At 73.7% G+C, this 25,612-nt stretch carries 21 protein-coding genes, 1 tRNA gene and 1 riboswitch; of the genes, 7 read left to right on the forward strand and 15 right to left on the reverse strand.

Annotated features, from left to right (window positions below):
- Nucleotides 1-18 precede the first annotated feature (18 nt).
- The 5 genes from OGL89_RS17060 to OGL89_RS00385 form a co-directional block, all read right to left on the reverse strand.
- Entirely contained in the window at nucleotides 19-4,644 is a 4,626-nt protein-coding gene (locus OGL89_RS17060) for a hypothetical protein (RefSeq protein WP_263117804.1), read from the reverse strand.
- A 523-nt stretch (nucleotides 4,645-5,167) separates the two neighbouring features.
- On the reverse strand, nucleotides 5,168-7,321 hold the full coding sequence (locus OGL89_RS00370) for a DEAD/DEAH box helicase (RefSeq protein WP_263117805.1): 2,154 nt from the start codon (nucleotides 7,319-7,321) through the stop codon (nucleotides 5,168-5,170).
- A 143-nt stretch (nucleotides 7,322-7,464) separates the two neighbouring features.
- Nucleotides 7,465-7,537: transfer RNA gene (locus tag OGL89_RS00375), tRNA-Arg, on the reverse strand.
- Nucleotides 7,538-7,662: 125 nt separating this feature from the next.
- Nucleotides 7,663-8,076 carry an alpha/beta hydrolase gene (locus OGL89_RS00380; RefSeq protein ID WP_263117806.1) on the reverse strand — a complete coding sequence of 138 codons (414 nt, stop codon included), beginning with the start codon at nucleotides 8,074-8,076 and terminating at the stop codon, nucleotides 7,663-7,665.
- A 165-nt stretch (nucleotides 8,077-8,241) separates the two neighbouring features.
- On the reverse strand, nucleotides 8,242-9,447 hold the full coding sequence (locus OGL89_RS00385) for an EAL domain-containing protein (RefSeq protein WP_263117807.1): 1,206 nt from the start codon (nucleotides 9,445-9,447) through the stop codon (nucleotides 8,242-8,244).
- Between the two features lie 100 nt (nucleotides 9,448-9,547).
- Here OGL89_RS00385 and OGL89_RS00390 point away from each other — a divergent pair, with 100 nt between their 5' ends.
- Together OGL89_RS00390 and OGL89_RS00395 are read left to right on the forward strand one after the other, a co-directional pair.
- Nucleotides 9,548-9,994, forward strand: coding sequence for an OsmC family protein (locus OGL89_RS00390; RefSeq protein ID WP_263117809.1), 447 nt, complete (start codon nucleotides 9,548-9,550; stop codon nucleotides 9,992-9,994).
- Entirely contained in the window at nucleotides 9,991-10,695 is a 705-nt protein-coding gene (locus OGL89_RS00395) for a hypothetical protein (RefSeq protein ID WP_263117810.1), read from the forward strand. The genes OGL89_RS00390 and OGL89_RS00395 overlap by 4 nt, the downstream gene beginning before the upstream one ends.
- Nucleotides 10,696-10,698: 3 nt before the next feature.
- Here OGL89_RS00395 and OGL89_RS00400 read toward each other — a convergent pair whose 3' ends face one another.
- Nucleotides 10,699-11,685: an aldo/keto reductase gene (locus OGL89_RS00400; protein ID WP_263117811.1), complete on the reverse strand. Its 987-nt coding sequence runs from the start codon at nucleotides 11,683-11,685 to the stop codon at nucleotides 10,699-10,701.
- A gap of 103 nt (nucleotides 11,686-11,788) precedes the next feature.
- On the opposite strand from OGL89_RS00400, the gene OGL89_RS00405 reads away from it, so the two are divergent.
- The 3 genes from OGL89_RS00405 to rocD all read left to right on the forward strand — a co-directional run bounded on the left by OGL89_RS00405 (nucleotide 11,789) and on the right by rocD (nucleotide 14,484).
- Entirely contained in the window at nucleotides 11,789-12,337 is a 549-nt protein-coding gene (locus OGL89_RS00405; protein ID WP_263117812.1) for a hypothetical protein, read from the forward strand.
- Between the two features lie 132 nt (nucleotides 12,338-12,469).
- Nucleotides 12,470-13,297, forward strand: a complete 828-nt coding sequence (gene ddaH / locus OGL89_RS00410; protein ID WP_263117813.1) for a dimethylargininase — start codon at nucleotides 12,470-12,472, stop codon at nucleotides 13,295-13,297.
- A complete protein-coding gene (gene rocD, locus OGL89_RS00415; RefSeq protein WP_263117814.1) occupies nucleotides 13,294-14,484 on the forward strand; it encodes an ornithine--oxo-acid transaminase in 1,191 nt (396 codons plus the stop codon). The genes ddaH and rocD overlap by 4 nt, the downstream gene beginning before the upstream one ends.
- A gap of 73 nt (nucleotides 14,485-14,557) precedes the next feature.
- Here rocD and OGL89_RS00420 read toward each other — a convergent pair whose 3' ends face one another.
- Entirely contained in the window at nucleotides 14,558-15,565 is a 1,008-nt protein-coding gene (locus OGL89_RS00420) for a hypothetical protein (RefSeq protein ID WP_263117815.1), read from the reverse strand.
- Between the two features lie 145 nt (nucleotides 15,566-15,710).
- On the opposite strand from OGL89_RS00420, the gene OGL89_RS00425 reads away from it, so the two are divergent.
- Nucleotides 15,711-16,175, forward strand: coding sequence for an Lrp/AsnC family transcriptional regulator (locus OGL89_RS00425; protein ID WP_263117816.1), 465 nt, complete (start codon nucleotides 15,711-15,713; stop codon nucleotides 16,173-16,175).
- A 48-nt stretch (nucleotides 16,176-16,223) separates the two neighbouring features.
- Here OGL89_RS00425 and OGL89_RS00430 read toward each other — a convergent pair whose 3' ends face one another.
- The 4 genes from OGL89_RS00430 to OGL89_RS00445 all read right to left on the reverse strand — a co-directional run bounded on the left by OGL89_RS00430 (nucleotide 16,224) and on the right by OGL89_RS00445 (nucleotide 19,824).
- Entirely contained in the window at nucleotides 16,224-17,186 is a 963-nt protein-coding gene (locus OGL89_RS00430) for a universal stress protein (protein WP_263117817.1), read from the reverse strand.
- 113 nt (nucleotides 17,187-17,299) lie between these two features.
- On the reverse strand, nucleotides 17,300-17,806 hold the full coding sequence (locus OGL89_RS00435; RefSeq protein ID WP_263117818.1) for an HNH endonuclease: 507 nt from the start codon (nucleotides 17,804-17,806) through the stop codon (nucleotides 17,300-17,302).
- Between the two features lie 175 nt (nucleotides 17,807-17,981).
- Nucleotides 17,982-18,743 (reverse strand): C40 family peptidase, encoded by a 762-nt coding sequence (locus OGL89_RS00440; RefSeq protein WP_263117820.1) that lies wholly within the window; start codon nucleotides 18,741-18,743, stop codon nucleotides 17,982-17,984.
- A 2-nt stretch (nucleotides 18,744-18,745) separates the two neighbouring features.
- A riboswitch (cyclic di-AMP (ydaO/yuaA leader) is annotated at nucleotides 18,746-18,938 on the reverse strand.
- Between the two features lie 187 nt (nucleotides 18,939-19,125).
- A complete protein-coding gene (locus OGL89_RS00445; RefSeq protein ID WP_263117821.1) occupies nucleotides 19,126-19,824 on the reverse strand; it encodes a metal-dependent transcriptional regulator in 699 nt (232 codons plus the stop codon).
- Between the two features lie 96 nt (nucleotides 19,825-19,920).
- Between OGL89_RS00445 and serC the strand changes: the two genes are divergently transcribed.
- Entirely contained in the window at nucleotides 19,921-21,057 is a 1,137-nt protein-coding gene (serC, locus tag OGL89_RS00450) for a phosphoserine transaminase (protein WP_263117822.1), read from the forward strand.
- 3 nt (nucleotides 21,058-21,060) lie between these two features.
- On the opposite strand, the gene OGL89_RS00455 is transcribed toward serC, so the two are convergent.
- From OGL89_RS00455 to OGL89_RS00470, 4 genes are all read right to left on the reverse strand, one after another.
- A complete protein-coding gene (locus OGL89_RS00455; protein ID WP_263117823.1) occupies nucleotides 21,061-21,879 on the reverse strand; it encodes a peptidase in 819 nt (272 codons plus the stop codon).
- Between the two features lie 125 nt (nucleotides 21,880-22,004).
- A complete protein-coding gene (locus OGL89_RS00460; RefSeq protein ID WP_263117825.1) occupies nucleotides 22,005-23,753 on the reverse strand; it encodes a DUF4012 domain-containing protein in 1,749 nt (582 codons plus the stop codon).
- A gap of 63 nt (nucleotides 23,754-23,816) precedes the next feature.
- Nucleotides 23,817-25,127 carry an MFS transporter gene (locus tag OGL89_RS00465; protein ID WP_263117826.1) on the reverse strand — a complete coding sequence of 437 codons (1,311 nt, stop codon included), beginning with the start codon at nucleotides 25,125-25,127 and terminating at the stop codon, nucleotides 23,817-23,819.
- 7 nt (nucleotides 25,128-25,134) lie between these two features.
- Nucleotides 25,135-25,581, reverse strand: coding sequence for a MarR family transcriptional regulator (locus OGL89_RS00470; protein WP_263117827.1), 447 nt, complete (start codon nucleotides 25,579-25,581; stop codon nucleotides 25,135-25,137).
- Nucleotides 25,582-25,612 lie beyond the last annotated feature (31 nt).

Below are 25,612 nucleotides of genomic sequence, written 5' to 3' on the forward strand. Positions count from 1 at the left end.
CCGAGCCCGCAACCCCGGTCAGCCGAGCGCGCGCCGGACCGCGGCCGAGACCACCGAGTCGACCCGCGACCCGCGCCGGGTGATGCCCAGTTCCAGCCGGAGCTCCGCGGCGAGCTGGGACGCGGTCCGCTCGTTCCCGTCCGCCAGCATCCAGCCGACCAGCTCGTCCAGCTGGTCGTCGGAGTAGGCGCTGATCGGCAGGCCCGGCCGGACGTCCGGACGCGGGCCCGGGCCGTCGGTCGCCGCGGGCTTCGGGATGACCGGCAGCGAGCCGGTCATCGGCACGGACGCCTCCATCACACCGGGGATGTCCGCCGCGATCAGCGGCAGGGTCCCGGTCCGGGGTCGCGCCGGATCGTCGTCGAGCACCGGGACGGTGCCGGTCCGCGGCCTCGCGGAGTCATCGTCCTGGGACCCGGAACCGGTGACCGGCACCGATCCGGTCACCGGGCGGGCGTCGGTCACCGGGACCGCACCGGTCGCGGGGCGACCTCCGGACGCCTCCGCCGACTGCTCCCCGGTTCCGGAGGTCTCGCCCGGGGCCTCGAAGCCCGGGACCGTCCAGGTCGGCGCGGTCATCGCGGGCGGTTCGCCGTCCCTGGCCCCACCGCCGACCGGCAGCCCGGCGTCGGTGGGCAGGCCGATCACGGCGAGCGCGCCGGTGGCGGTCGGAGCCTCCAGGTCGGTGGCGTGCACCACGGGCACGTCGGGCAGCAGTTGCATGGCGCGCTGCCGGCCGGCCCGGGCACGGTCGACCTCGCGGTCGGCGACGGCGTGCACGGCACGGCGGATCCGGTCGACCTCGGCATCGGGGTCGATGAACGCGGCCACCGACCAGACCCGGACGACGCTCCAGCCGAGCCGTTCCAGCCGCTCGGGCACCTGCCGGTCGCGGACCCGGACACTGGGCTCGCGGACATAGGCCTCGTCGTCGGTGAGCACGGCGACCAGCAGCCGACCGGGCAGGTCCGGGTGGCCGACCGCCATCGGCAGGCGCAGCCCACCCGGCAGGCCGTGGTCCAGCTCGACGACCAGGCCGTGCCGCCACAGCCGCTCGGCCAGATCGACCACCAGGCGGTCGGTCACGGTCGGCTCGTCCTCGACGATCGAGGTCTGGCCGGACTCGATGCCGGCCTCGTCGGCCGGCGCCACGTCGTCCGCGGCACTGTCGTCGGCGGCCTCGGCCGGGGCGAGGTCGACCAGCAGGTCGGCGTCGCCGGCCGCTCGCCGCTCGGCGAACTGCAGGAGGTCGGCGTACAGCTTCGGGCCCTCGCCGCGCAGCCGCTCCCGGTCGAGCTGGTCGGAGGTCAGGCAGCTGACGACGTCGAGCCGGTGCCGGGTGACCCCGAGTGCGGCGAGCAGCAGCCCGTCACCGCCCTCGTCGCTGATCGGCCCGAACCGGTGCAGGACCCGTCCGTGCGGGGTGCGACCGAAGCCGGGCGAGAGCACCACGGCGTCCCGGCGGAGCCCGGCGATCGAGGTCAGATCGGTGACCACGAACGGCTCGGCCCGACCGGCGTCCAGGGCGGCGGCCAGAGCGGGATTCCCCCGGACCTGGGACAGCACCGCCTCGCGGATCTGCGCGGTGTGCAGCGGGGACGCCGTGATCACGGCGAGCGACTCGTCCGCACGGGTGAGGGCGTGCTCGGTGACCAGCTCGACCACCCGGTCGACCTCGGCGCGGGTGCTCTGCACGCTGCCGGAGTCGTCGGGCATGCCGGTGCCGTCGACCTGGTGGAAGCCGACCGCCGCCGCCTCGGAGGGCAACGGCGTGGGGCTGAGCACCCCGGCGTACCCGTGGCCGGCCAGGAACGCGGTCAGGTACGGGTCGCGACGGGAGCCGTCGGCGTGCAGAGCCACCCGGGGCAGCACGGCGGCCAGCTCGGGCACGGCCGAGCCGGAGGCGCAGCGCGGATCGCCGATCACGACGACCTGACGACCACGGGCCAGCGCGGGCAGCAGCACCTCCACCGGCAGGTGGTCGGCGGCGTCCAGGACCACCAGGTCCACGGTGCGGGTGGCGGGCAGCACCTGCGGCACCAGCATGGGCGCGGCGGCCAGCACCGGACGCAGTCGGCGGGCGACGTCGCCGTACCGGCTCATCGCCTCCAGCAGGCCGCCGAACCGGTCCTCGACCAGCTCGCCGAACAGGGCCTCGGTCTGCTCCGGGTGCTGCTCCATCGCGGTGCGGGAATGGCCCGCGGCCCGGGAACGCACCGGACCGGCCAGGGCCTGGATCTGCGCCAGGTCCAACTGCCGGAACTCGGAGACCAACCGGCCGAGCGTGCGGCCGTCGTACCCGGCGAGCGCGGGATCCGCGGTGATGATCTGCTCGAAGACGGTGCTCCACCAGGCGAGCAGCAGCTCCGGTCCGACCAGCCAGGCGGGGACCCGGCGATCCGCCAGGTCGTAGAGCAGCGGCTCCAGGCCCGCGGCCTGCAGATCGCGCACCAGACGGCTGCGCTCGGGCACGGCCGGCAGCGAGTCGGCACCGGCGAGCAGACGGGTCATCCGCTCGGCGACCTGCGCCACCGGGGTCGAGGCCAGTTCCCCGCCCTCGGGCGTCCCGGCGAGCACCGGGGCGAGCGCGTCCAGGTCGGCGCGCAGCCGCTGGTACTCGGCGTCGATCTGCGCCATCCCGGCGGGCAGCTGCGGCCAGCCCCCGGCCGCGCAGTGCCGGCGCCAGACCTCGCGCTGGTGCTGGGCGTTGGCCAGCGCGGCGTGCAGGTCGTCCACGTGGCGACCCGGGCGCAGCAGGTCCTTGGCCTGCTTCTTCAGCCGCCGCCGGAGCCAGTAGCCCATCGGCTGCTCGTGCTCGGTGCGCCAGGCCTTGGTGGCGGTGGCGGCGACCAGGTCCGCGACGCTGCGCTCGAACACGATCGGCTGGAAGTCGTCCAGGGTCCCGCGCACCCCCGCGAGCACGGTGAGCTGCTCACCCCAGCCCTGTGCGGAGGTCGCGGGCGTGAAACCAGTGGCCTCGGCGACCTCGGCGATCCGGCGCTGCAGGAGCGCCAGACCGTCCGGACCGGCCAGTCGGCGCACCCGGTCCAAGGTCTCCTGGGCCTGCTGCGCGGTGTCCAGCGCGGCGCCGTACCAGGGGGTGTCCACCGGCCGGAGCGTGAAGGCGCCCACCTCCGCGGCGGCGCGCAGGGCGTCGGCGAGCTGGGCGCGGCGCTCCGGCCCGAGCTCGCGCGCGACGGCCGGGTCCAGCCGGACAGTGGTGCTCGGCGTCGGGCGGGCGGCGGTCAGGGCGGCCAGCGCCTGGAAGGCGTCGTACGCGGAGACCCCCCAGGGCTCCCGGGCGATGTGCAGCCCGGACAGGTAGTTGCGCAGGCGTTCGCGGTGCGCGACCAGCGACGAGCGCAGACTCACCGTGCGGGCGGCGTCGCCCGGGTCCGCTTCCAGGGTCATCGCGCCGAGCAGTCGCCGGCCGGCGGCGGACCGCCAGCCCGCGTCCGGCGCGATGTCCAGCAGCACGTCGCCGACCCCGAGCCGGTCGAGCCGCTCGGCCAGCGCGATCGCGGCGCGGCGGTGGCCCGGCACGTAGAGCACGGTCCGGCCGGCCGCCGCGGCATCGGCCACCAGCGCGGCCACCGTGCCGGTCACGTCGCTGTCCGCGGGCGCGTCGACGAACACGTGCGCGCCGGTCGCCACCACGTCGAGCACGTGCTGCTGCGCGGGATCGAGGTCGCCGACGCCGCGCTCCGTGGCGGGATCGCGGTCGCCGACCACCGGTGCGGGCAGGTCGACGTGCAGGGCCTCGTCCCCGGCACCCGCCAGGGCGGCGACCAGCTCGTGCCGGTCCAGCCCGGCGGACAGCCGGTCCAGGTCGTCGACCAGCACCTGCCCCGGGTGCACGAAGGTGCCGACCACGATCCGGTCGGTGAGCTGGAAGTCCTCCAGGACGGCCGCGCCCAGCGACCCCAGCCGGTTCAGCGCGTCCTGCGGGTCGAAGCCCGACCCGGTGAACGCACTCCTGGCCAGCGCACCCGGGTCGAGCAGCGCACCCCGTCCGCGCAGGGCACGGGCCAGCACCGGGTTGACCTCCAGCGAGGGCTCCAGGCTGAGCTCGTAGTCGCTCTCGGCGGTGCCGCGGGCGCGCAGGGTCACCGGGCGGAGCAGCACGGGCGCCCGGACGGTGCGCCCGACCGGCGGCTCCTCGTGCTGCGCCGACTCGTTCACCCCGGGCCGGGTGGCGGTGGCCAGCGCGGCGACGTCGTCGGTGGCGGTGTCCGGCGTGGTGCGCTCGGTCCAGCTCGCCAGCCCGATCGCCAGGTAGGTCGGCGCGATGCCGTACTGCTGCGCGTAGGTCGCGGCGCGTGCGGACACGGCCCGGGCCCGGCGACGGGCGGAGCCCAGCGCCGCGTCCTCGCGGACCAGGTTCGACAGCCGGGTGGAGCGCCCGGCGAAGAGCTGCGCGATCCCGGAGGGGTGCGCCACGGTCAGATCCAGCGCGGCGTCGCCGAGCAGACCGACGTCGGCCAGCGTCGACCCGCCCGCGGCCTCCACCAGGGCAGACCTCCAGCCCGCGAGGGACTGCGCCACCAGCTCGGCGGCGGAGGGCTGCGGGGCTTCCTCGACCGGGGCGGGACGGGTCACGTCATCGGCCTCCGGCTGCTGATTGCGGCGCGCGGGGACATTCACCCGCCGAACGCTAACCGCCGGGGCTGCCCGTGAGTCGGCGGCACGCCGCCGCACCGGGTGATCATGCGGAAGTTCCCAGGTGCGAACCGGGACGAAGGGGATGTTTCCGGCGGGACGGAGCGTCACTGCTCGACGTCGGATCGCGGGGGTCTGAGGACAGTGCGCGCCGCGCAGGGGGCAGGCGACGCGCACCGTCTGCCGAGAACTATGACGCGACAGAAGCTGAAGGGTCAACCAGCGTGGTGAGCGTTCACACAGCCTGGTCACAGAGCTCCGGCGTTTCGCCAGGTCGACCCCCGAGCCGGGTGAGCGAGGTCACGTCCACTCGGGTGATGGCGTCGGCGGAGCCCATCAGCCGCAGTGGGCCCCGCCGACAGGAACAGTTCTACGCGACCGGATCGGCCCGATCGGCCCGTCTAGGTGGTCACACGCCTCGACTGAGGGCAGACACCGGTGGGAATGAGTGGTCCGGAGCCGTCGATGGTCAGTCACCGCCGGTCCCTGGGGGCCACCACTCGGTGGTTCAGCCCGCCGCCTCCGCCGCCAACGCCTGCACCAGCAGGCCGACCAACGCCTCCAGCTGCACGTCGGTCGACGACGCCCCGTCCTCCTCGTCCGCCCCGTCCAGCGCACGGGCCGCGAGCGCCGACTTGCTGTCGATCAGCTCGGCGATCGTGGAGTCGATGGTCTGCGCCGCGATGATCCGCCACGCGGTGACCGGCTCGTCCTGACCGATCCGGTGGATCCGGTCGATCGCCTGGGTCTGCTCGGCGTCGGTCCAGGACAGCTCGGCCAGCACCAGGTTGGACGCGACCTGCAGGTTCAGGCCCACACCGGCGGCCATCAGCGAGCACACCACGATCGAGACCTCGGGATCCTCCACGAACGCCTTGACGTTCTTGTCCCGGGTGCGGGTGGTCTGGTCACCGCGGATCGACGCGAACCGGATGCCCCGGTCGGCGAACACCTGCTCGGCGTGATCCATCACGTCCACGTGCCGGGCGAAGAACACCACCTTGCCGACGTTGCGGGCCAGCTGTGCGGCGTAGTCCGCGGCCAGCCCGGCCTTGGCCTGACCGATCCGGCGCACCATCGTGAAGACGTTCTCGCCGCTGGTCTTCGAGCTGGAGTCCTTCAGCTCCCCCGCGGCGACCCGGCGTGCCAGCTCGTGGTCGACCGCCCCGCCCACGCTGGTGTCGCCACGCGCCTCCGATGCCGCCCGGTACCGGCCGACCAGTCGCTCGGCCAGTGCAGCCTCGGCGGCCCGGATCGAGCGTGCTGCCGCGCCGTCGAGCTCCACCGGCAGATCCGCGACCCGGCGGGCCGGGATGTCCGCGACCACGTCGACCTTGCGCCGCCGGACGATGCCCATGTCGATCACGGCCGTCCGCGCGGCCGAGTAGAACCCCGAGTCGGCCGGGTTCAGGCCCGAGTCCTCCAGGGCGGTCATCAGACGGCCCAACGGCTTCTCGTCGTCGATCCAGCCGAGGAACTGCCAGATCGCGCGGAAGTCCTCGATGTCGTTGATCAGCGGGGTGCCGGTCAGCGCCATCAGCAGCGGTCGGGACGCACGGTCCCGGATCCGCTCGGACAGCGCGAGCACGTGCTGCGAGCGCTGCGAGGACTTGTTCTTGATGAAGTGCGCCTCGTCGACGACCATCCCCCGGAAGCCGAAGCTGCCCAGCCAGCCGACGTGCCGGTCCAGGATCTCGTAGTTGACCACCACGACGTCAGCGAAGCCGTCGACCTTGTCCCCGTCGCCGTGCACGACCGTGACCCGCTTCTGCGGCGTCCACAGACCGACCTCGTGCGCCCAGTTGGTCTTGACCACGTTCGGCACCACGACCAGCAGCGGATAGGCGTTCGCGGCCTGCGCGGCGAGCAGCGCCTGCGCGGTCTTGCCGAGCCCCGGCTCGTCGGCGAGCAGGAAGGTGCGGTGCCCTCGGGCGGTCGCCTCGACCACCTGCGCCTGGTGCGGCATCAGCGTGCGGCCGAGCGGCGCGGACACCCATCCCGGCTGCGGCAGCGCCATGCAGGCCGGCTGTCCGGTCGCGGCCCGCTCGAAGGACCGGAACAGCGGCTCCAGCAGCTCCCACCCCGCGAGCCGGCGGGCCTTCCCGGCGGCGCGCTCGGCGGCCGCCTCGAAGTCGGGTGCCAGGAACGGGTTCGCCAGCTGCCGGGCGATCACCGACTGCGGCACCGCACGGGCCGGCGTCACCTGGATCGGCGCGATCGGGTCCTCGGGCTGTGCGGGCTCCGGCTCCTCGGGCACCTCCAGCCCGCCGTCGCGCATCAGCGTCGCCTTGAGCTCGCGCGCGGCATCGGTGACCTTCGCGTCCTCGGCCAGCAGCTGCAGCAGCGTGGTGTCCCGGACCGCGGTCTTGGCCAGCATGGTCGCCACGCCGTCCAGCCGCTTGAGCTGTTCGGTGCGCTTGCCCGCCGACATCGCGGAGTCCGCCATCACGCGCGCCCGCTCCTCACGGACCAGCAGCGCCACCACCTGGAACTTGGTCCGGACGCTCGCCCGGGTCGGCGGTCGCTGCACCGCACGGTCGACATCCCGCGCGACGTCGGCGAGCACCGGGATCAGCCCCTCCTCGGAACGTGCCGGACGTCGTCGCTGGCCACCCGACTGGGTGCGCGCGCGTCCAGATCCGCGCTGGGCTGCTCGGGCCACATCTCCTCCTTCATCCGCACCGGACCACGGTGCGGCCGCCACACGGCGCGTCGCGCTCGACCGGGTCGCCGCTGCCACCCGACCGGGACCGCACGCGGCCCCCTCATCCGTCACGACCACCCGTCGGTCGTGACGCCCTCGTGTGCGCCTGGGCAGATTCGAACTGCCGACACCCGCTTTAGGAGAGCGGTGCTCTATCCCCTGAGCTACAGGCGCGTGGGACCGGCTCCGCGCGCGGTCGACCCTACGCGAGCGCCGGCAGACCGATGACGGACACCGCCGACCCTACGTGAACGCGGGCCCCACGATACAAGCTGAGCCGGTCTCCCGACGATCGCCGATCAGACGGTGGCGCGCGCGTGCGTGAGGACCAGGCCGACCACGTCCTCCGGCGCATCTTCGGGAACCAGGTGCGCGGCCCGGTCGATCGGGGTGAAGCTCGCCGCCCCGAGCCGTCGCGCGAGCTCCCGGCCCTGTCCGAGCGGGATGTGCCGGTCGTGCGCACCCCACACGACGTCCGGGCGGACCGGGAGCCGGTCGAGCCGGTCCTGGATCGCGTCGAGCGGCGCCCTGGTCGACCGGCGGATCTGCTCGTAGAAGCGGTGTGCGCCGTCCGGCCCCCGCCACGGCGCGAGGTACAGGTCCAGCACCTCGTCGGACATCGGGGCCAGCACGCTGTGCTGGAGGAAGGCCGACACCACCGCGTCGTGCATGTAGTCGGGAGCGGGGCGCTGGCCACGCTGCGCGAGTGCCACCGGTGCACCGCGCTGTTCCTCGACGACAAGCGGGGCGCGCCGCGCCGCTTCTGCCGGCCCGGCACCTGCGGCAACCGGGACAAGGTCGAGCGCCATCGCGCGCGTCGCCGGGCCGAGCGGTCCAGGTGAGGCCCGACTGCCACGGCGACGGTCACGCGCCGGTCCTCACACCCCGGACAGCTCCCACGCCGGCTTCCCGAACAGATACCCCTGCCCGTAGGTCACCCCCAGATCCAGCAGGGTCTGCCGCTCGGTCTCCGACTCCACCCCCTCGGCGACCAGCCAGGCGGCGAGCGCCCCGGAGAACTGCTCCACCGACCGCACCAGTGCCTGACGCACCGGGTCGGTGTCGATGTCCCGGATCAGCTCGATGTCGAGCTTGATCGCGGTGGGCCGCAGCCGCAGGACGTGCTTGAGGCTGGCGAACCCGGCGCCCGCGTCGTCGACCACGACGTGCACTCCGGCGTGCTTGAGCCGATCGGTGACCGCGACCAGCGGCTCGTAGTCGGCGACCGGGGCGTGTTCGGTGATCTCGACGCCGACCCGGGGGCCGTGCGGGAGCAGCAGCTCGGCGGCGCGGGGGTCGAGCAGGGCGTCGGCGGACAGGTTGATGCCGAGCCAGGCGTCCTCCGGGATGTGGTCGAGCCGGGACAGGGCGGCCCGGGCGGCGAGCAGCTCCAGGTCGACGCCGTGCCCGCCCGAGGCCGCCGCGGCGAAGGCGGTCGACGGGTTGGGGAACCACTGCTGGTCGAACCGGGCCAGCGCCTCGACCGCGACGACCCCACGGGTGCCCAGCCGGACGATGGGCTGCAGCGCCATCCGGACGTCCTGCCGGTCGATGATCCGCCGGATCTGCTGCACGCGCTCCACCGCCGCGACCGGGTGCGGGAGGCCGAACACGCCGACCCGGTCCTCGACCAGTGCCGCGGCGAGCTTCATCACGTTGACCGCGTCGGCGTCGAGCATCGGGTTCTCGCCGCGGTTGAGGCAGCAGAGCATGCCCACCGGCCGACCGTCGGGACCCCGGAGCGGCGCACCGATGTACGCGCCGATGCCGAGATCGGCGGTGACCGGCAGGTCCCGGGTGACCGGGTGGCGCCGGGCCGCGGGGATGGCCGCGGGCAGTTCGCCGTGGGCCACCCGCAGGCAGTAGGTGTCCGCGAGGTCGCGACTGTCCCCGGCGATCACGTCCATCGGGCCGGTGCGCTCACTGGTCGCGACCACCAGCTGCGTGCCGACGGTGAACGCCGACAGGAACGCGATGTCCATGCCCAGGTGTTCGCGCACCCGGTCCAGGACACGCACGACCTCGGCGGCCTCGTCGATCCGGCCCTCCTCGACCGGGAGATGGGTGTCACCCACGACGTTCATGCAGCGCCCCCTGGTGCGTCGCGTCAGACGGATCACAGTAATCAGCGTCGCGTGGACCGCACTCCGAGCCGCTCGTGCGGAGTAGTGCGAAGATGCCGGGATGGAGAACGCACAGTCCGTGACCCCCGCGAACGCGGCCGGGACCCGGCTCTGGGTCGAGCGCACGGGCACCCGCACCTACACCGGTCGCAACAGCCGCGGCGCGGAGGTGGCGATCGGTCCGGTGGAGGCCGGCGCCGTGTTCACCCCGGGCGAGCTGCTCAAGATCGCGCTGGCCGGGTGTTCCGGCATGAGCTCGGATCACGCGATCGCGCACCGGCTCGGCGACGACGTCGCGGTGACCGTGGAGGTCGAGGGCGCGGGACACCCGACCGAGGACCGGTACCCCGACCTGCACGAGCGACTGGTCGTGGACCTGTCCGGACTGGACGACGCGGCCAAGGAACGCCTGCTGCGGGTGGTGCACCGGGCGGTCGACGAGCACTGCACGGTGGGGCGGACCCTCAAGGCGGGGGCTTCGATCACGCTGGACGTCGTGCCGTCATGAGCCGGCTGCTGGACGCCGCACTCGCCCGCGCGGTGACGCTGCCCTCCGCAGCGGTGCACGCACACGTCGAACAACTCCGGCGCCGGAACCCGCACGTCACCCCGGCCGAGCTGATCGCTCTGCTGGAGAAGGAGTACCTGCTGGTCGTGCAGGGCTCCGGCGGCGCGGTCGGTGCGGCGGCCGCCGCACCGGCTGTCGGGACCGGGCTCGCGCTCACCCTGACCGCGGCGGACGTCGGCACCTTCTTCGCCGCCTCGGCGGCGTTCAGCCTGGCGGTCGCCAGCGTGCACGGGATCGAGGTCCAGGACGCCGATCGGCGCCGCGCCCTGCTGCTGGCCACCATGCTCGGCGAGTCCGGGGCGAAGGCCGTGGTGGAGTCCGGGGCGATGACCGGGCTGCGCGGCGTCCGGGTGGGGCAGGCCCTGCTGACCCGGATGCCCACCGGCACGATCGCCCGGGTGAACAACCGGCTGACCCGGCGCCTGGTCCGGCGGCAACTGGCCAAGCACAGCGGGCTGGCGGCCGGACGACTGGTGCCGTTCGGCATCGGCGCGGTGGTCGGGGTCGCCGGGGCGCGGGGACTGGGCCGGACCGTCATCGACGGCGCACGGGAGGCGTTCGGACCGGCACCGCTGAGTTTCACGGCACCGGTCCGGGTGGTGGAGACCGGCGAGGAGCCGTTGCTGATCGCCACCGAGTGACGCCTACCAGCGGTCGTGCACGTGCGCGCGGATCCGCTGGTCGTAGATCCGCTCCAGGGCGGCCTGCTGCTCACCGGTGAGCGACGGCAGTTCCCCGACCGCGGCGTTCGCCCGGGCCTGCTCGGGTGAACGGGCGCCGGGGATCACCGTGGACACCCCGGGCTGGTCGAGCACCCACCGCAACGCGAACTGCGCGGTGGTCTCGCCCTCGGGCGTGAGCGCGGCGACCTCGCGGGCCGCCTCGACCCCGACGCCGAAGGGCACCCCGGCGAAGGTCTCGCCGACGTCGAACGCCTCCCCGTTCCGGTTGAAGGTCCGGTGATCGGTGGCCGCGAAGGTGGTGTGCTCGTCGTAGCGCCCGGACAGCAGCCCGCTCGCCAGCGGCACCCGGGCGATGATCGCGACCCCGGCCTCGGCCGCGGCGGGCAGCACCCGCTCCAACGGCTTGCGGCGGAACACGTTCACGATGATCTGGACGCTCACGACCCCGGGGCGGGCGATGGCGGTGAGCGCCTCGTCCACGGTCTCGACCGACACGCCGTAGCCCGCGGTACGGCCCTCCTGCACCAGGGTGTCCAGTGCGTCGTAGGTGGCCTCCCGGCCGAGGACCTCGGTCGGCGGGCAGTGCAGCTGCACCAGGTCGAGGGTGTCCAGGCCGAGGTTCTCCCGGGAGCGGTCGGTCCAGCGCCGGAACGCGTCCACCGTATAGGCCTCGGCGGTGTGCGGGTCGGCCCGGCGGCCCATCTTGGTGGCGATGGTCGGACGCGGCGCGGTGTGCTCGGCCAGGAACCGGCCGATCATCCGCTCGCTGCGCCCGTCGCCGTAGACGTCCGCGGTGTCCAGGAACGTCACTCCGGCGTCGACCGCGGCGGCGAGCACCGCCAGCGCGTCCTCCGGGTCGACCTCGCCCCAGTCGGCGCCCAGCTGCCAGCACCCGAGACCGACGGCGCTGGTCACGCGCCCGGCCCTGCCCCACGTCGTTGTCTGCATGACGGGCAGGTTAACCCTCGGCGGGTCGCCGGGGCGGAGCGCATCCTGACCGGCCAGAATCGAGCCGGATCCGTGTACCGTACCGATTCCGCGAGGAGTCCCCGTGTTCAGCCGCAACCGCCGCCACGCACCGACCGCCTGGGTGGAACGCACCCTGCCCCTGCCTCCGCGCCAGGCCTGGGACCTGGTCGCCGATGCCCGGCACCACGCGCGATGGGTGCCCCTGACCCGGGTCGGCCTGGCCCGGGAGGATCCGTCGGCGCCCGCGCCTGGCCCGCTGCCCGGCTGGTCCTGGTGCGACCCGGACGACACCCCGCGCTCCGGCGACCTGGTCGTGGCGGTGTCCGGTCCCGGGGCGCGCCGCGGCGGCCGCGGACTGGTGGACCGCATGCGGATCGAGCGCTACGAGCCGCCGTTGGACGCGGTGCCGGGCACGGCGGTGTTCGTGAAGATCGGACCGCTGCTGGGCGGCACGGCGCGGATCGTGGTGACGACCGAAGGCCCGGAGGAGTCCCGGGTCTGCTGGTCGGAGGCGGTGCACCTGCGCGGCCTGCCGCCGGTGCTCACCGAGTGGCTGGGCGCGATCGGGTTGCACGCGATGCTGACGTGGGCCCTGCGCCGGATTGGGCATGACGCAACGATTCGCCGCTAGCCGCTCATCTCACGCAACAGTTCTCCGCTCGCACGCAAGACTGCTTGCCGAATGTTGCGCCGATCGCCTCGTACCCTCGATCCCAGCCCCAGCGACGTGGCTCCGGTCCACCCGCACCTCCCGAGGAGTCCCATGGCCACCACGCCGCAGTCGAGCCAGCGCCGCTACCTGATGTGCGAGCCCACGCACTACACGGTCTCCTACGAGATCAACCCGTGGATGGACTCCACCCGGCACACCGACCCGGACCTGGCCGTGCGGCAGTGGCGCGTGCTGCGCGACCTCTACGTCGAGCTGGGACACACCGTCGACCTGATCGACCCGATCCCCGGCCTGCCGGACATGGTCTACGCCGCCAACGGCGCCACCGTGGTCGACGGCATCGTCTACTCCGCCAACTTCCGCTACCCGGAGCGCCAGCCCGAGGGCCCCGCCTACGAGAAGTGGTTCGCGGACCACGGCTTCGTCACCCACACCGCCGTCGAGGTCAACGAGGGCGAGGGCGACATCCTGATGGTCGGCGACGTGCTGCTGGCCGGCACCGGCTTCCGCACCGACCGGTCCTCGCACGGCGAGATCGCCCGGGTCACCGGCCGTGAGGTCGTCAGCATGGAGCTGGTCGACCCGCACTACTACCACCTGGACACCGCGCTGACCGTGCTCAGCTCCGACCCGGCCGCGCCGCTGGTCGCGTACTACCCGCCCGCGTTCTCCGACATCTCCCGCGCGGAGCTGGAGCGCCGGTTCCCGGACGCGGTGATCGCCTCCGAGCAGGACGCGGTCTGCCTCGGCCTGAACGCGGTCTCCGACGGCCTGCACGTCGTCGTCGCACCGGGCGCCACCGACCTGGCGGCCCAGCTCACCGAGCGCGGGTTCGAGCCGATCCCGGTCGACACCTCCGAGCTGCTCAAGGGCGGCGGCGGCGCGAAGTGCTGCACGCTGGAGATCCGGACCGCATGACCGACACCCTGGCGCACAACTACCACCCGCTGCCGGTCACCCTGACCAGCGGCGAGGGCGCCTGGGTACGGGACACCGACGGACGGCCCTACCTGGACCTGCTCGCCGGGTACTCCGCGCTCAACTTCGGACACCGGCATCCGGCGCTGTCCGCCGCGGCACACCGTCAGCTCGACCGGCTGACCCTGTCCTCGCGGGCCTTCGACCACGACCTGCTGCGTCCGTTCGCCGATGCGCTCTCCGAGCTGGCCCGGCCCGCGGTCGCCGGCGACGACGCCCCGATGGTCCTGCCGATGAACACGGGGGCGGAGGCGGTCGAGACCGCGATCAAGACCGCGCGCAAGTGGGGACACCGGCGCGGCGTCCCCGAGGACCGGGGCACCATCGTGGTGGCCGCGGGCAACTTCCACGGCCGGACCACCACCATCGTGTCCTTCAGCACCGATCCCGAGGCCCGGGACGGGTTCGGCCCGTTCACCCCCGGCTTCCGGGTGGTGCCCTTCGGCGACGTCGAGGCCCTGCGCGCCGCGGTGGACGACACCACCGTCGCGGTGCTGCTGGAGCCGATCCAGGGCGAGCAGGGCGTGGTGATGCCGCCCGAGGACTACTGGCCACAGGTCCGCGCGCTCTGCGACGCCACCGGCACCCTGCTGATCGCCGACGAGGTGCAGTCCGGGCTCGGTCGCACCGGCACCACCTTCGCGCTGGAGCTGTGGGGGGTGCGTGCCGACCTGGTCTCCCTGGGCAAGGCACTCGGCGGTGGCGTGCTCCCGGTGTCCGCCGTGGTCGGCCGGCCCGACGTGCTGGGCGTGCTCACCGCGGGCACCCACGGCTCGACCTTCGGCGGGAACCCGCTCGCCTGCGCGGTCGGACTCGCGGTGATCGAGCTGCTGGCCACCGGTGAACCGCAGCGCCGCGCGCAGGTGCTCGGCGAACACCTGCACGGTCGCCTGCGCACTCTGGTCCAGGGCGGCCTGCTCACCGCGAGCCGCGGGGTCGGGCTGTGGGCGGGGCTCGACGTCGACCCCGCCTGGGGCACCGGACGACGGCTGTGCGAACGGCTCCTGGACGTCGGCGTGCTGGCCAAGGACACCCACGGGTCGACGATCCGGCTGGCACCACCGCTGGTGATCGAGGCCGAGGACCTGGACCTGGCGCTGGACCGGCTGACCCAGGTGCTGCGCTAGGCCCAGGACGGTCGGGCCGATCGGCTGGACGGTCATCGCCGACCCCGCCCGCCGTCCTCCGGACGTCACGTGCTCAGGAGAAGACCATCGCGGTGTAGAGGATCCCGTTGATCGTCACCGCGCCGATCGCGACCTGGCTGATCCCCTCCTTGAGGATCCAGGCGCGGTGCGGCGGGGAGTCCAGGTAGGCCTGGATCATGTAGCCGTCGCTGACGGGCTCGACCCATCCGACGATGTGGTCGTGGCCGGAGTGCCAGATGCTGCCCGCGGCGGCCATCGCCGCGGCGTGGTCGGCCAGGGAGGACGAGCCGACCACGGTCAGCGTGTTCAACCCGGCGTCGGCCCGGCGCTGGTTCAGCGTGGCGCCCAGGCCACCGATGCCGTAGGACTGCACGCCGGCCGCCCAGGAGGTCCCGGCGGAGGAGGCAGCGGCGGGCGCGGCGGACGAGACGCGCGGGGCGGACACGGTGCGTTGCCGGGCGGCCTCGGCCTCGCGGGCTGCCTGTTCGGCGGCCAGCCGGTCCTGTTCGGCCTGCTGCCAGGCGTCCTCGGCCTGCTGGACGGTCCGTCCGGCCTGGACCGCCACGATCTGGTCGGCGCGGACCGTGGCGGGGCTGGCACCGGAGCCGAGCCTGGCCAGCGAGTCGTCCAGGGTCTGGGCGGCGGCCTGCAACGCGGCGAGGTTCTCCGCACCGGCGTGGTCCGCCGCCACCGCGAGCGTGCGCGCCTGATCGGCTGCGGCCTGTGCCTCGGCCAGCGTCGCGGCGCGCAGGTCGTCGCCGGTCGCCACCATGGCGGCGAGCCGGGTCCGGTCCTGGAAGGCCTGATCGGTCGCGTGGTCCGCCGCCAGCGCCACGGCGCGGTCGTGCGCGGCCTGCCGGAGCGCGAGCTCACCGGCGTCGTGGTCCAGTTTGACCGCGATGCCGGCGACGAGTGCCAGCACCGGCAGGACGGCGCCGAGCGCGATGGCCGGTCGCCGGTCGCGACGGCGGGGCGGGGCGGGCACGGCCCGTCCCGTGGTCACCGTGTTGCCCGGGAGATCGTCCGTACGCAGCCGGGCGCGGGGCTCGGTGCTGGTCATCCGGCTCTCCTCCTCCGACGGGTGTGCCCCTCTCATCGGCACCCGGATGGGTGAACGTAAGGGATCCGCGACCACCGCGCATCACGGAACCGACCCCGCCGCTGCCGGTGGTAGGCCCCGCTCCCCACGGTGGCAGGATGCCGCCATGGAGCACCCGCCCGCCCTGGACGCCATCGACCAGGAGATCCTGCGCGCGCTCGCCGCGGACGCCCGGTCCTCCTACGCCGACCTGGGTGCCACGGTGTCGCTCTCCGCTCCGGCGGTGAAGCGCCGCGTCGACCGGTTGCGGGACCAGGGGGTGATCCGCGGCTTCACCGTGCGGCTGGATCCGGTGGCCCTGGGCTGGCAGACCGAGGCCTTCATCGAGCTCTTCTGCCAGGGCTCGACGTCCCCGGCGACCATGCGGACCGCGGTGGAGAGCTATCCGGAGGTGGTGGCCGCGAGCACGGTGACCGGGGACGTGGATCTGGTCGTGCAGGTCCGCACCCGGGACATGCGGCACCTGGAGCAGGTGGTGGAGCGGTTCGCGGCGGAACCCTTCGTGGTGCGCACCCGGTCGACCGTGGTGCTCTCCGCACTGCTGCGCCGCCCGGACCTGCCCGCCGACTGACCAGGCGATGACCTGGTCGGGCGGGATTCTGGTCGGACGACGGGTCGATCAGGCGGTGGCGGTCGCGCCCTCCCCGGCGGCCGAGGCGTCCTGGCAGCGGTTGGTGACCACCATGACCGGGCAGGCAGCGTGGTGCAGCACCGCCTGGCTGGTGGAGCCGAGCAGCAGTCCGGTGAAACCGCCGCGGCCCCGCGACCCGACCACGAGCAGGTCGGTCGCGGTGGAGAACTCGGTGAGCAGCTCCGCGCCGGTGCCGTCCAGCACGTGCCGCCGGACGTTCACCCCCGGGTAGTCGCCCAGCGCCCGGTCGACGACCACGTTCAGGCCCTCGGTCACGTCCGCGAGCACCTGGGTCTGGTCCACCGCCGCCGGCAGCCAGGCCATCACGCCGGCGCCGGCACCCACCGGCACCCCGGCGACCGCGGTCAGCTCCGCACCCCAGGACACCGACTCCTCGATCGCCTGGCGCAGCGCGAGGTCGGCCTGCGGCGACCCGTCGACCCCGACCACGATCCGGCGCACGGGCCGCACGACCGGAACCGAGTCGTCCACCGGCACGGCACCGCCGCGGCGCGCGTCGCGCAGCGGGACCACCACGGTCGGGCAGTAGGCGTGGGCGGGCAGGGTGCTGGAGACGGTGCCGAGCAGCCGGTCGGCGAACCCGCCCTTGCCGCGGGTGCCGACGACGGCCAGCGAGGCCTCCCGGGACAGCTCGACCAGAACCGCGGCGGCGTCTCCGGTGGCGACGGTGGTGGTCACCTGGAGGCCGTGCTCCGCGACCCGCTGACCCGCCTCCGCCAGCACGGCACGCGCACCCTCCTGGATCGCGGTGTCGTCCAGGGCGGCGTAGCCGCCGTCCAGCGAGGCGGCCGCGAAGGACGGCAGGGTGTACGAACAGACCACGTGCAGTCCTCGACCGCGCACCGTGGCCTCGGCGGCCGCCCAGTCCAGGGCGTGCATGCTCGCCGCCGACCCGTCCACGCCGACCAGGATCTCCGCGTCACGCTTCATGGTTCTCGACCTCCTCGCAGGGACGACCCAAGTGTGCGCCGAGATGGCCTCCGGCGCACCCTCCTCGGGGTGTTCCGTGGAGATTTCTTGACCCGGGCGTGGCGCGAGCGGGCTCACGCCGCCAGATAGGCCGTCCAGGTCGGGTCCTGGGCGAGAGTGCCCCGCAGGAAAGCGGCAGCCCCACGCGGCGGCCGGGGCTGGACGGTGAGCTCCCAGCCGATCTCGTGCAGCAGGTGATCGGCCTTGCGATGGTTGCACCGACGGCAGGCGGCCACCACGTTCTCCCACTCGTGCCGTCCGCCGCGCGAGCGGGGCTGCACGTGGTCGACGGTGTCGGCGCGCAGCCCGCAGTAGGCGCAGCGGTGGTCGTCGCGCTGCAGGACCGTACGCCGGGTCGGGGGTGTCGGGCGCCGGTGCGGGACGTGCACGTACCGGGTGAGGCAGAGCACCGCGGGCAGCAGCACGGCGGCGTGCTCGGAGTGCAGGACCAGGCCGGTGGTCTCCAGGACCACGGCCTTGCCGGACAGCACGAGGGTGACGGCGCGCGGCAGGCTGACCACGCACAGCGGCTCGTGACTGGCATTGAGCAGCAGGGTCCGAGCGGGGGCGGACTGAAGCACGGCGAACTCCTTGCGAGCGAGGGCCCGCCTGGCTGGCGGGTCCGCTGGGGAGACTGCGCGATCAGCGTACGCGCACGCCGTGGGCACGCACCCGGTCATTTTCCCGGTGTCGCCGGGGCGGAGACGACGACGGCCCCCGCACCGTGGGGTGCGGGGGCCGTTCGGGTCGGGCGGGTCAGCCGATCCGGATGAAGACCGGGTCGCTCTGCCAGATCGCACGGAACTGCACGGTCTTGCCCGGACGCGGGGAGTCGATCTGCTGGTTGCCACCGGCGTAGATCGCAATGTGCCCCGGGCTCCAGATCAGGTCGCCGGGCTGGGCCTCGGCGGCGGAGATCACGGTGCCGGCAGCCTTGATCGCGGAGGAGGTCCGCGGGAGGCTGATGCCGAGCTGCGCGTAGACGTAGGACACGAAGCCGGAGCAGTCGAAGCCGTCCGGGGTGGTGCCACCGGAGACGTACGGCGTGCCGACGTAGCGGGCGGCGACCTCGAGCACCGCGTTGCCGGCGACCGACTGCGGCACCGCGGCGGCGGCGACCTCGGTCTCGGCGGTGGCGGTCTCGGTCCGGACCGAGGAACGCGAGGTCGAGGTGACCACGGGCTCCGGCTCGGGCTCCGGCTCCGGCACCACGGCGGTGACGGCGGGGGCCTCGAAGGTCCACGCGGCGTCGGCCGGGGCGGTCACCTGGGGGGCGGTGTCGAGCACGGCCCGCGCCGAGGCGGTCAGGTTCGTGGTGTCGACCGAACCGAGGGCGGTGTCGTTGCTCGACGGCGCGGCGGTGGCCGGCACGGCGATCATCGAGACCATCAGGCCGGACGACGCCGCGACGACGGCGGTGCGGCGGCCGGCGCCGGCGAGGGTGCCGGTCAGCTCGGTCAGGGGGGTGACGGGGCGACGCGCGGAACGGTGCCGGGCGCGTGCAGCAACAGCGGTCACGTACAGCCTCTCCTTGTGCCTACGAGGTGAGCTGTCGGGTTCGGACTGGAGATGTCCGGCCGCGAGAACCGCCCTGACGGACGCTGCTCGCGGCTTCACCCCAAGGACGCACCATGGCGCCCGAAGTTGGTTCCCCCGCCCCTGCCGGCGATGTAGTGGACCCCGGACGATGGCAGGGTTCGGCTGGCCATCCGGGGGCTCGTACAGAGGAGGGTTCCGACGAGCAGGACTGACCGTACCCGACCCCCGCGGCGATTGTCACGTTCCGGTCACGGTCCGTTTCCTCCCCTGTCGCGGAGAGCGTCGGTGCACCCCTGACACGACAGCACCGCGGCGCAGGTCAGGGACCCGCACCGCGGTGCGGCACACGTTCGGGTGAACGTCAGGCCGTGGCGAGGAACACGTGCCGGGCGATGTCGTCGGGCAGGTCCAGCACCGCGTCGGCGCCCGGCGTCCCCAGGGTGATGACCCCACGGCCCCGGGTGGCGGTCACCTCGTGTCCGGGCAGCAGGCCGAGGTCGGCCATCCGCCCGAGCAGCTCGACGTCGGTCTGCAGCGGCTCACCGAGCCGGGACAGCGTGCCGGTGATCGTGCCGTCCGAGCGCTCGATCAGGTGCACCACCGAGTCCACGCCCTCCAGGAAGGTCACCGGGGCGGCGGGCTCGCCGATCTCGGGCAGGCCGGGGATCGGGTTCCCGTAGGGGTCGAAGGTCGGATGGCCGAGCAGATCGGCGAGCCGTTGCTCCACCCGCTCGCTCATCACGTGCTCCCAGCGGCAGGCCTCCTCGTGCACGAACTGCCAGTCGAGCTTGACCACGTCGGTCAGCAGCCGCTCGGCCAGGCGGTGCTTGCGCATCACCTGGGTGGCCTTGTGCGCCCCGGCGTCGGTCAGCTCCAGGTGCCGGTCCCCGGACACGATGACCAGACCGTCCCGCTCCATCCGGGCCACGGTCTGGGAGACCGTCGGCCCGCTGTGGCCGAGACGCTCGGCGATCCGGGCCCGCAGCGGGGTGATGCCCTCCTCGGACAGCTCGTAGATCGTCTTGAGGTACATCTCGGTGGTATCGATCAGGTCACTCACGCCCGTGCCTTCCTGTCATGCCCGCGCTGCGCAGTCGTCCGTCCACAGGCTAGTTGGTCCGTCCAGTGGATGCGGCGGTGTGAGTAGGGTCGGCGTGTGACCGTGCGCCGCGACACCCTCCCGCAGATCCCCGCCGAGCTGCTGCCCCGGGACGGCCGGTTCGGCTCCGGGCCGGCCAAGGTGCGCGACGCGCAGGTGCAGGCGCTGGCGGACGCCGGGCGGACCCTGCTGGGCACGTCGCACCGCCAGGCGCCGGTCAGGACGGTGGTGCACCGGGTGCGGGCCGGGCTCGCGGAGCTGTTCGCCCTGCCGGACGGGTACGAGGTCGTCCTGGGCAACGGGGGCAGCTCGGCGTTCTGGGAGGTCGCCGTGGCCTGCCTGGTGGACCAGCGGTCCGCGCACGCCACCTTCGGCGAGTTCGGGGCGAAGTTCGCCGGTGCGGTGCGGCGTGCCCCGTTCCTGGCCGACCCGGTGGTGACCGAGCTGCCGGTGGGCACCGCGGGCGTGCCGGCCGCCGCCGAGGGCGTGGACGTCTATGCCTGGGCGCAGAACGAGACCTCGACCGGAGCCGTGGCCCCGGTCCGGCGCGCGCACGACTACGACGACGCGCTGGTGCTGGTGGACGCGACCTCGGCGGCCGGGGGGATGGCGGTGGACGTCGCCCACACCGATGCGTACTACTTCGCGCCGCAGAAGTCGTTCGGCGGCGACGGCGGGCTCTGGCTCGCGGCGCTGTCCCCCGCCGCGGTCGAACGTGCGGCGCGGGTCGAGTCCCGGTCCGACCACTGGGTGCCGGAGTTCCTGTCGCTCACCGCGGCGGTGACCAACTCCCGCGCCGACCAGACCCTGAACACCCCGGCGCTGGCGACCCTGGTCCTGCTGGCCGAGCAGATCGACTGGATGCTCGCGAACGGGGGCCTCGACTGGTGCGCCGCCCGGACCGCGACCTCCGCAGGACACCTGTACAGCTGGGCGGAGGCCCGGGACTGGACCACGCCGTTCGTCCGCGACCCGGAGCACCGCTCCCCCGTGGTGGGCACCATCGACTTCCGTCCGGAGATCGAGGCCGCCACGGTCGCGAAGACCCTGCGGGCACACGGGATCGTGGACGTGGAGCCCTACCGCAAGCTGGGTCGCAACCAGCTGCGGGTGGCGATGTTCCCCGCGGTCGACCCCGAGGACGTGCTGGCCCTGACCGCCTGCATCGACCACGTGGTCGAGCAGCTGGTCTGAGCGTCAGTCCTCGACCCGCGTCCGTCGGCGAGCGAGCAGCCGGACCGCGATCAGCGTGAGCACCCCGGCCCCCAGCAGGAGACCGGCGGCGCGCAGTTCGGGCGAGGGGTCCACGCCGGTGGCCGCGAGGACGCCGGAGCGGAAGGCCGCCCGGTGCGCGGCCTGGGTGACCTCCCTGACCGCGGTGGAGTCCCCCGCGGCGAGCACGCCGCTGCGATAGGTCGGCTGGTCGATCACCGGGGTGGCGGGCAGCGTGGCATCGACCCCGCCGGAGGCGCCCAGGATCAGCTCCGGGTTGGAGCAGCTCGCCGACTCGGGCGGATACACCACGACCTCGGTCGCACTCGGGTTGACCTCGAACAACAGGGTCACGCTGGGCCGCACCCAGTCGTACTCGTCACCCTCGGTGAAACTGCCGTCCGGCTGCCGGGTCCAGCCCGGCCAGTCCACGACCGCCCCGTCCTCGATCACGGTGCCCGGCCACAGCACGCTGCCGGACAGCGGCAGTCCGGTCTCGACCACCTCCGCGCCGGTCGGGTTCTGCCAGGTGATCGTGACGGAGGTGTCCGGGCTGCCCTCCGGCTCGACCGCGTACTGCAGGGTCGGCGCACCACCGACGCAGGCGGACTGCGCCTGTTGCACCAGGAGCTGACACGCCCCGCTGGGCGCGTAGCCGTCGATGGGCTGGGCGCAGGCGGTGGTGTCGACGGCGACGGGATCGGCCGGCGCGGCGGAGGCGGTCTGGACGAAAGCGGGGGCGACCAGCAGCAGCCCCGTGGTGAGCAGTGCGGCGATCATCGAGGTGATCCGACGGTGCGACATGGAGCCCCCTCCTCGTCTCCGGCGGCGTCGCCGGGTTCGCTGATTCAGACAAATCGGACATTTCTCTCACCGACTGTACGCCTCTCCCACGCCGTCACCGCGACGTCGAGCGGGTGAGATGGGTGCTATCGCGCGCAGTCCGCGGTCAGCCGTCCGGGGGCGTCCACGGTCGGCGTGGTGTGCAGGTCGAGGGTCCCCCCGGGGGCGGGGACCTCGATCACGTATTCCTGCGACCCGTCCGGCGCCAGACGCGAGGTCACCGTGTGCACGGTGCGGCCGTCGGTCGAGGCCCGCTCCCCGCCGATCGGACTGCCATCGCGGGTCATGGTCCCCGCCGACCCGTGGCGCGCCGAGTACACCGACAGGTTGGTGGCGATCCAGCCCGCCGGGACGCCGGCACCGCCGTCACCGAGCACCTGCTCCGGATAGTCCGCGATGTCGGCCGGCGGGCGGTACTCCAGCCGGACGGTGATCCGGGCGGTCGGCACCGGCTCCGTGCACCCGGCGATCTCGGCGGAGACCCGCACCTCGAGGTCTGCGCCCAGCTTCCCGGCGGTGGTGTCGTCCAGGAACACGCCGACCGCCGCGCCCTGGTCGGCCCCGGACAGGAAGTCGGCGGCCAGCGGCGTCCCGGCCAGCGCGCGTTGATCCGCCGGGTCCGCGGACCACAGCCGGAACCGGCCGGCGTCCACCTGGTCGGCCAGTGCCCCGGCGGTGGCGGTCAGCGCGGCGGGGTCGCCCATCACCCCGGTCAGGGCAGTGAAGGCCGCCGCAGCGGTGCGGGCGTAGAAGGCGTCACCGTCCCTCGGGTCGCCGTAGGCCAGGTACGCCTCGCGCAGGAGCAGACCGATCAACTCGTCCGGACTCACCTGCCGGCCGTCGACGGTCACCGAGCCGCCGGCGGCGGCCAGCACGGCCGTGAGGGCGACCGGGTCGGTGGCCAGCACCCCGTCGACCCTGTCGCCGACGACCTGCTCCCAGTACGCGGCCGCCAGCTGCGCGGCACGGGGGAAGTCGGGGCTGAGCACCACGTCCTGGATCCACCGGCCGAGCCGATCGCCGTACAGCGCGGTCTCCTGCTCGGTGAGCGGCAGCGCGGGAGTGTCCAGTTCGGGCAGGTCGGCGGTGCCGCGCTGGTCGGTCAGGGTCAGGACGCCGTCCCGGACCGTGAGCACCACCACCGATCCGACGATGCCGCCCTGGGTACGCAGCTCGGCGGGGTTCATCGCCAACAGCAGATACCGACGTTCGCCGCCGGACGCGAGCAGCTCGGGCAGCCGGGCGGCGAGGTCCGCGGCCGTGCGCAGCTGCGTGGGGTCGGCGGCCAGCAGCGGGGACAGCCGGTCGACGCCGGTGCGCACCGGCCCGATCAGCCGCTCCGGATCGACGCCCTCCAGGTCGGAGCGCAGCGCGAGCAGGGTGTCGGACGCCTCGGCGACGGCGGGGGCCGCCGCGACCAGCGCCGAGAGATCGAGGCCCGAGTCCTCGGACCCGGCCGCGTCCCCGTCCGTCGCGGCACTCAGATCGATCAGCGCCTGGGCAGGCGCTCCGGCGAGCTCGTCGGCGGCCCGCGCCACCGCGGCCACCGCTCGCACGTCGTCGCCGAGCCAGGGCAGATGCCCCGAGGCCCGCACGATCGGATCCTCGGTCGCGGACCGGGCCTCGGCGGCGGCGGTCCGGAGCGCGGGCAGCTGCTCGGTCAATACCTCGGTGTCCCCGGCGGGCAGGGCGTCCAGCACCGGCTGCGTCACGTCGGAGAGCCGTTGCAGGGCGCTCGCCGCCTGGGCCACCCGGACGCCCCACCACACCCCGAGCACCAGGACGAGGCCGAGCAGCACCGCCCCGCTCAGCAGCACGCGTCGGCGGAGGGTCATCGGACAATCCTGACATTCCGGACAGCAACCGCGGGGGGTCACCGCACGGATTCACCCGCGCGATCAGGTCGCGCTGGCGTCCGCGATCTCCTGCGCGGCGACCCGGTCCGCACCCCGGCGCGGATAGACCACCTGCAGATGCGGGCGGCTCCGCACCCGGTAGTGCACCTCCACCTGCCAGCGCTTCTTGGCCCACAGGCCCGCGAGCGCGGCGACCAGCAGCGCGGTGATCGACCCGATGCCGATCGACCACCGGGCACCGAACTGCTCGCCTATCCACCCGACGATGGGTGCGCCGATCGGCGTCGCGCCGAGCATCACGATCATGTAGAGCGACATCACCCGGCCCCGGACCGCCGGATCCGTGGACATCTGGATCGTGGTGTTCGCGGCGGTGAGCATCGTCAACGACGCCAGTCCGACCGGGATCGCGGCGATGGCGTACGAGGTGTAGGTCGGCATCAACGCCTGCACCCCGGTCGCGAGGCCGAAGCCGAAGGCCGCACCGATCACCAGCCGGACGCGCGGGCGCTCCCGCCGGGCGGCGAGCAATGCCCCGGCCAGCGACCCGATCGCCATGATCGAACCGAGGATGCCGTACTCCCCCGCGCCCTTGCCGAACTCGGATCGCGCCATCATCGCGCTGGTCATCTGGAAGTTCAGGCCGAAGGTCGACACCACGCCGATCACCACCATGATCACCAGGATGTCCGTGCGGTGCCGGACGTACCGGACGCCCTCCCGGATCTGCCCCTTGGCCCGGGGGGCGGCGGGCATCGGGTAGAGCTGGTCGGTCTTCATCCGGGTCAGCGCCAGGATGGTCGCCGCGAAGGTCGCACCGTTGATCACGAAGGCCCAGCCGGAGCCGAAGGCCGCGATCAGCAACCCGGCCAGGCCGGGACCGATCAGGCGCGCGGCGTTGAACGAGGCGCTGTTCAGGCCGACCGCGTTGGACAGCTTGCCCGCGGGGACCAGCTCGGCGACGAAGGTCTGCCGGACCGGCTGGTCGATCGCGGCGACGCAGCCCAGGGCTAGCGCGAACAGGTACACCTGCCACAGCTGCGCGTGGCCGGACAGCACCAGGGCGCCGAGGCCGAGCGCCAGCGCGCCCTGGGCGATCTGGCTGGCGATCAGCAGCTTGCGCCGGTTGACCCGGTCGGCGAGCAGACCGGCCCACGCGGACAGCAGCAGGGTCGGCGCGAACTGCAGGGCGGTGGTGATGCCGACCGCGAGTCCGGAGTCGTCGGACAGATCGGTCAACACCAACCAGTCCTGGGCGACGCGCTGCATCCAGGTGCCGACGTTGGCGACCAGGGCGCCCGCGAACCAGAGGCGGTAGTTGGGGAATCGGAGGGAGGCGAAGGTGGAGTTCATCGGCGGCTCATCCTGCGGCCGCGATCCGGCGGAGCAGCACGGCTGCCTCGGCCAGCGTCGACCGCTCATCTGCGGTGAGGTTCTTCAGTTGCTGTGCCAGCCAGTCGTCGCGACGGCGGCGGGTCTCGCGCACCTCGGACTCCCCGGCGGCGGTGGGCCGCACCAGCACCAGGCGACCGTCGGTCGGGTGCGGCTCCTTGGTCACGAAGCCGAGCTCGACCAGGGCGTTGACCGTCCGGGTCATGGTGGGCGGCTGGACGTGCTCGCGGTCGGCCAGGGCGCCGGGGGTCATCGGGCCCTCGCGGAGCAGCACCGCCAGCACGGTGAACTGCGCGTCCGGCAGATCGGCGGCACCCCGGCGGTTGCGGATCCGGCGATGGGTGACGCCGATCGCACCGCGCAGCTCACCGGCCAGCGCGCCGGGACGACACTGGGCGGGCGTGGGTTCAGGCACGGTCCTTAGCTTAGGTCATTACCTTCGCTCA

It is taken from the genome of Cellulomonas sp. RIT-PI-Y, assembly GCF_025642745.1.
Taxonomy (GTDB): domain Bacteria; phylum Actinomycetota; class Actinomycetes; order Actinomycetales; family Cellulomonadaceae; genus Cellulomonas.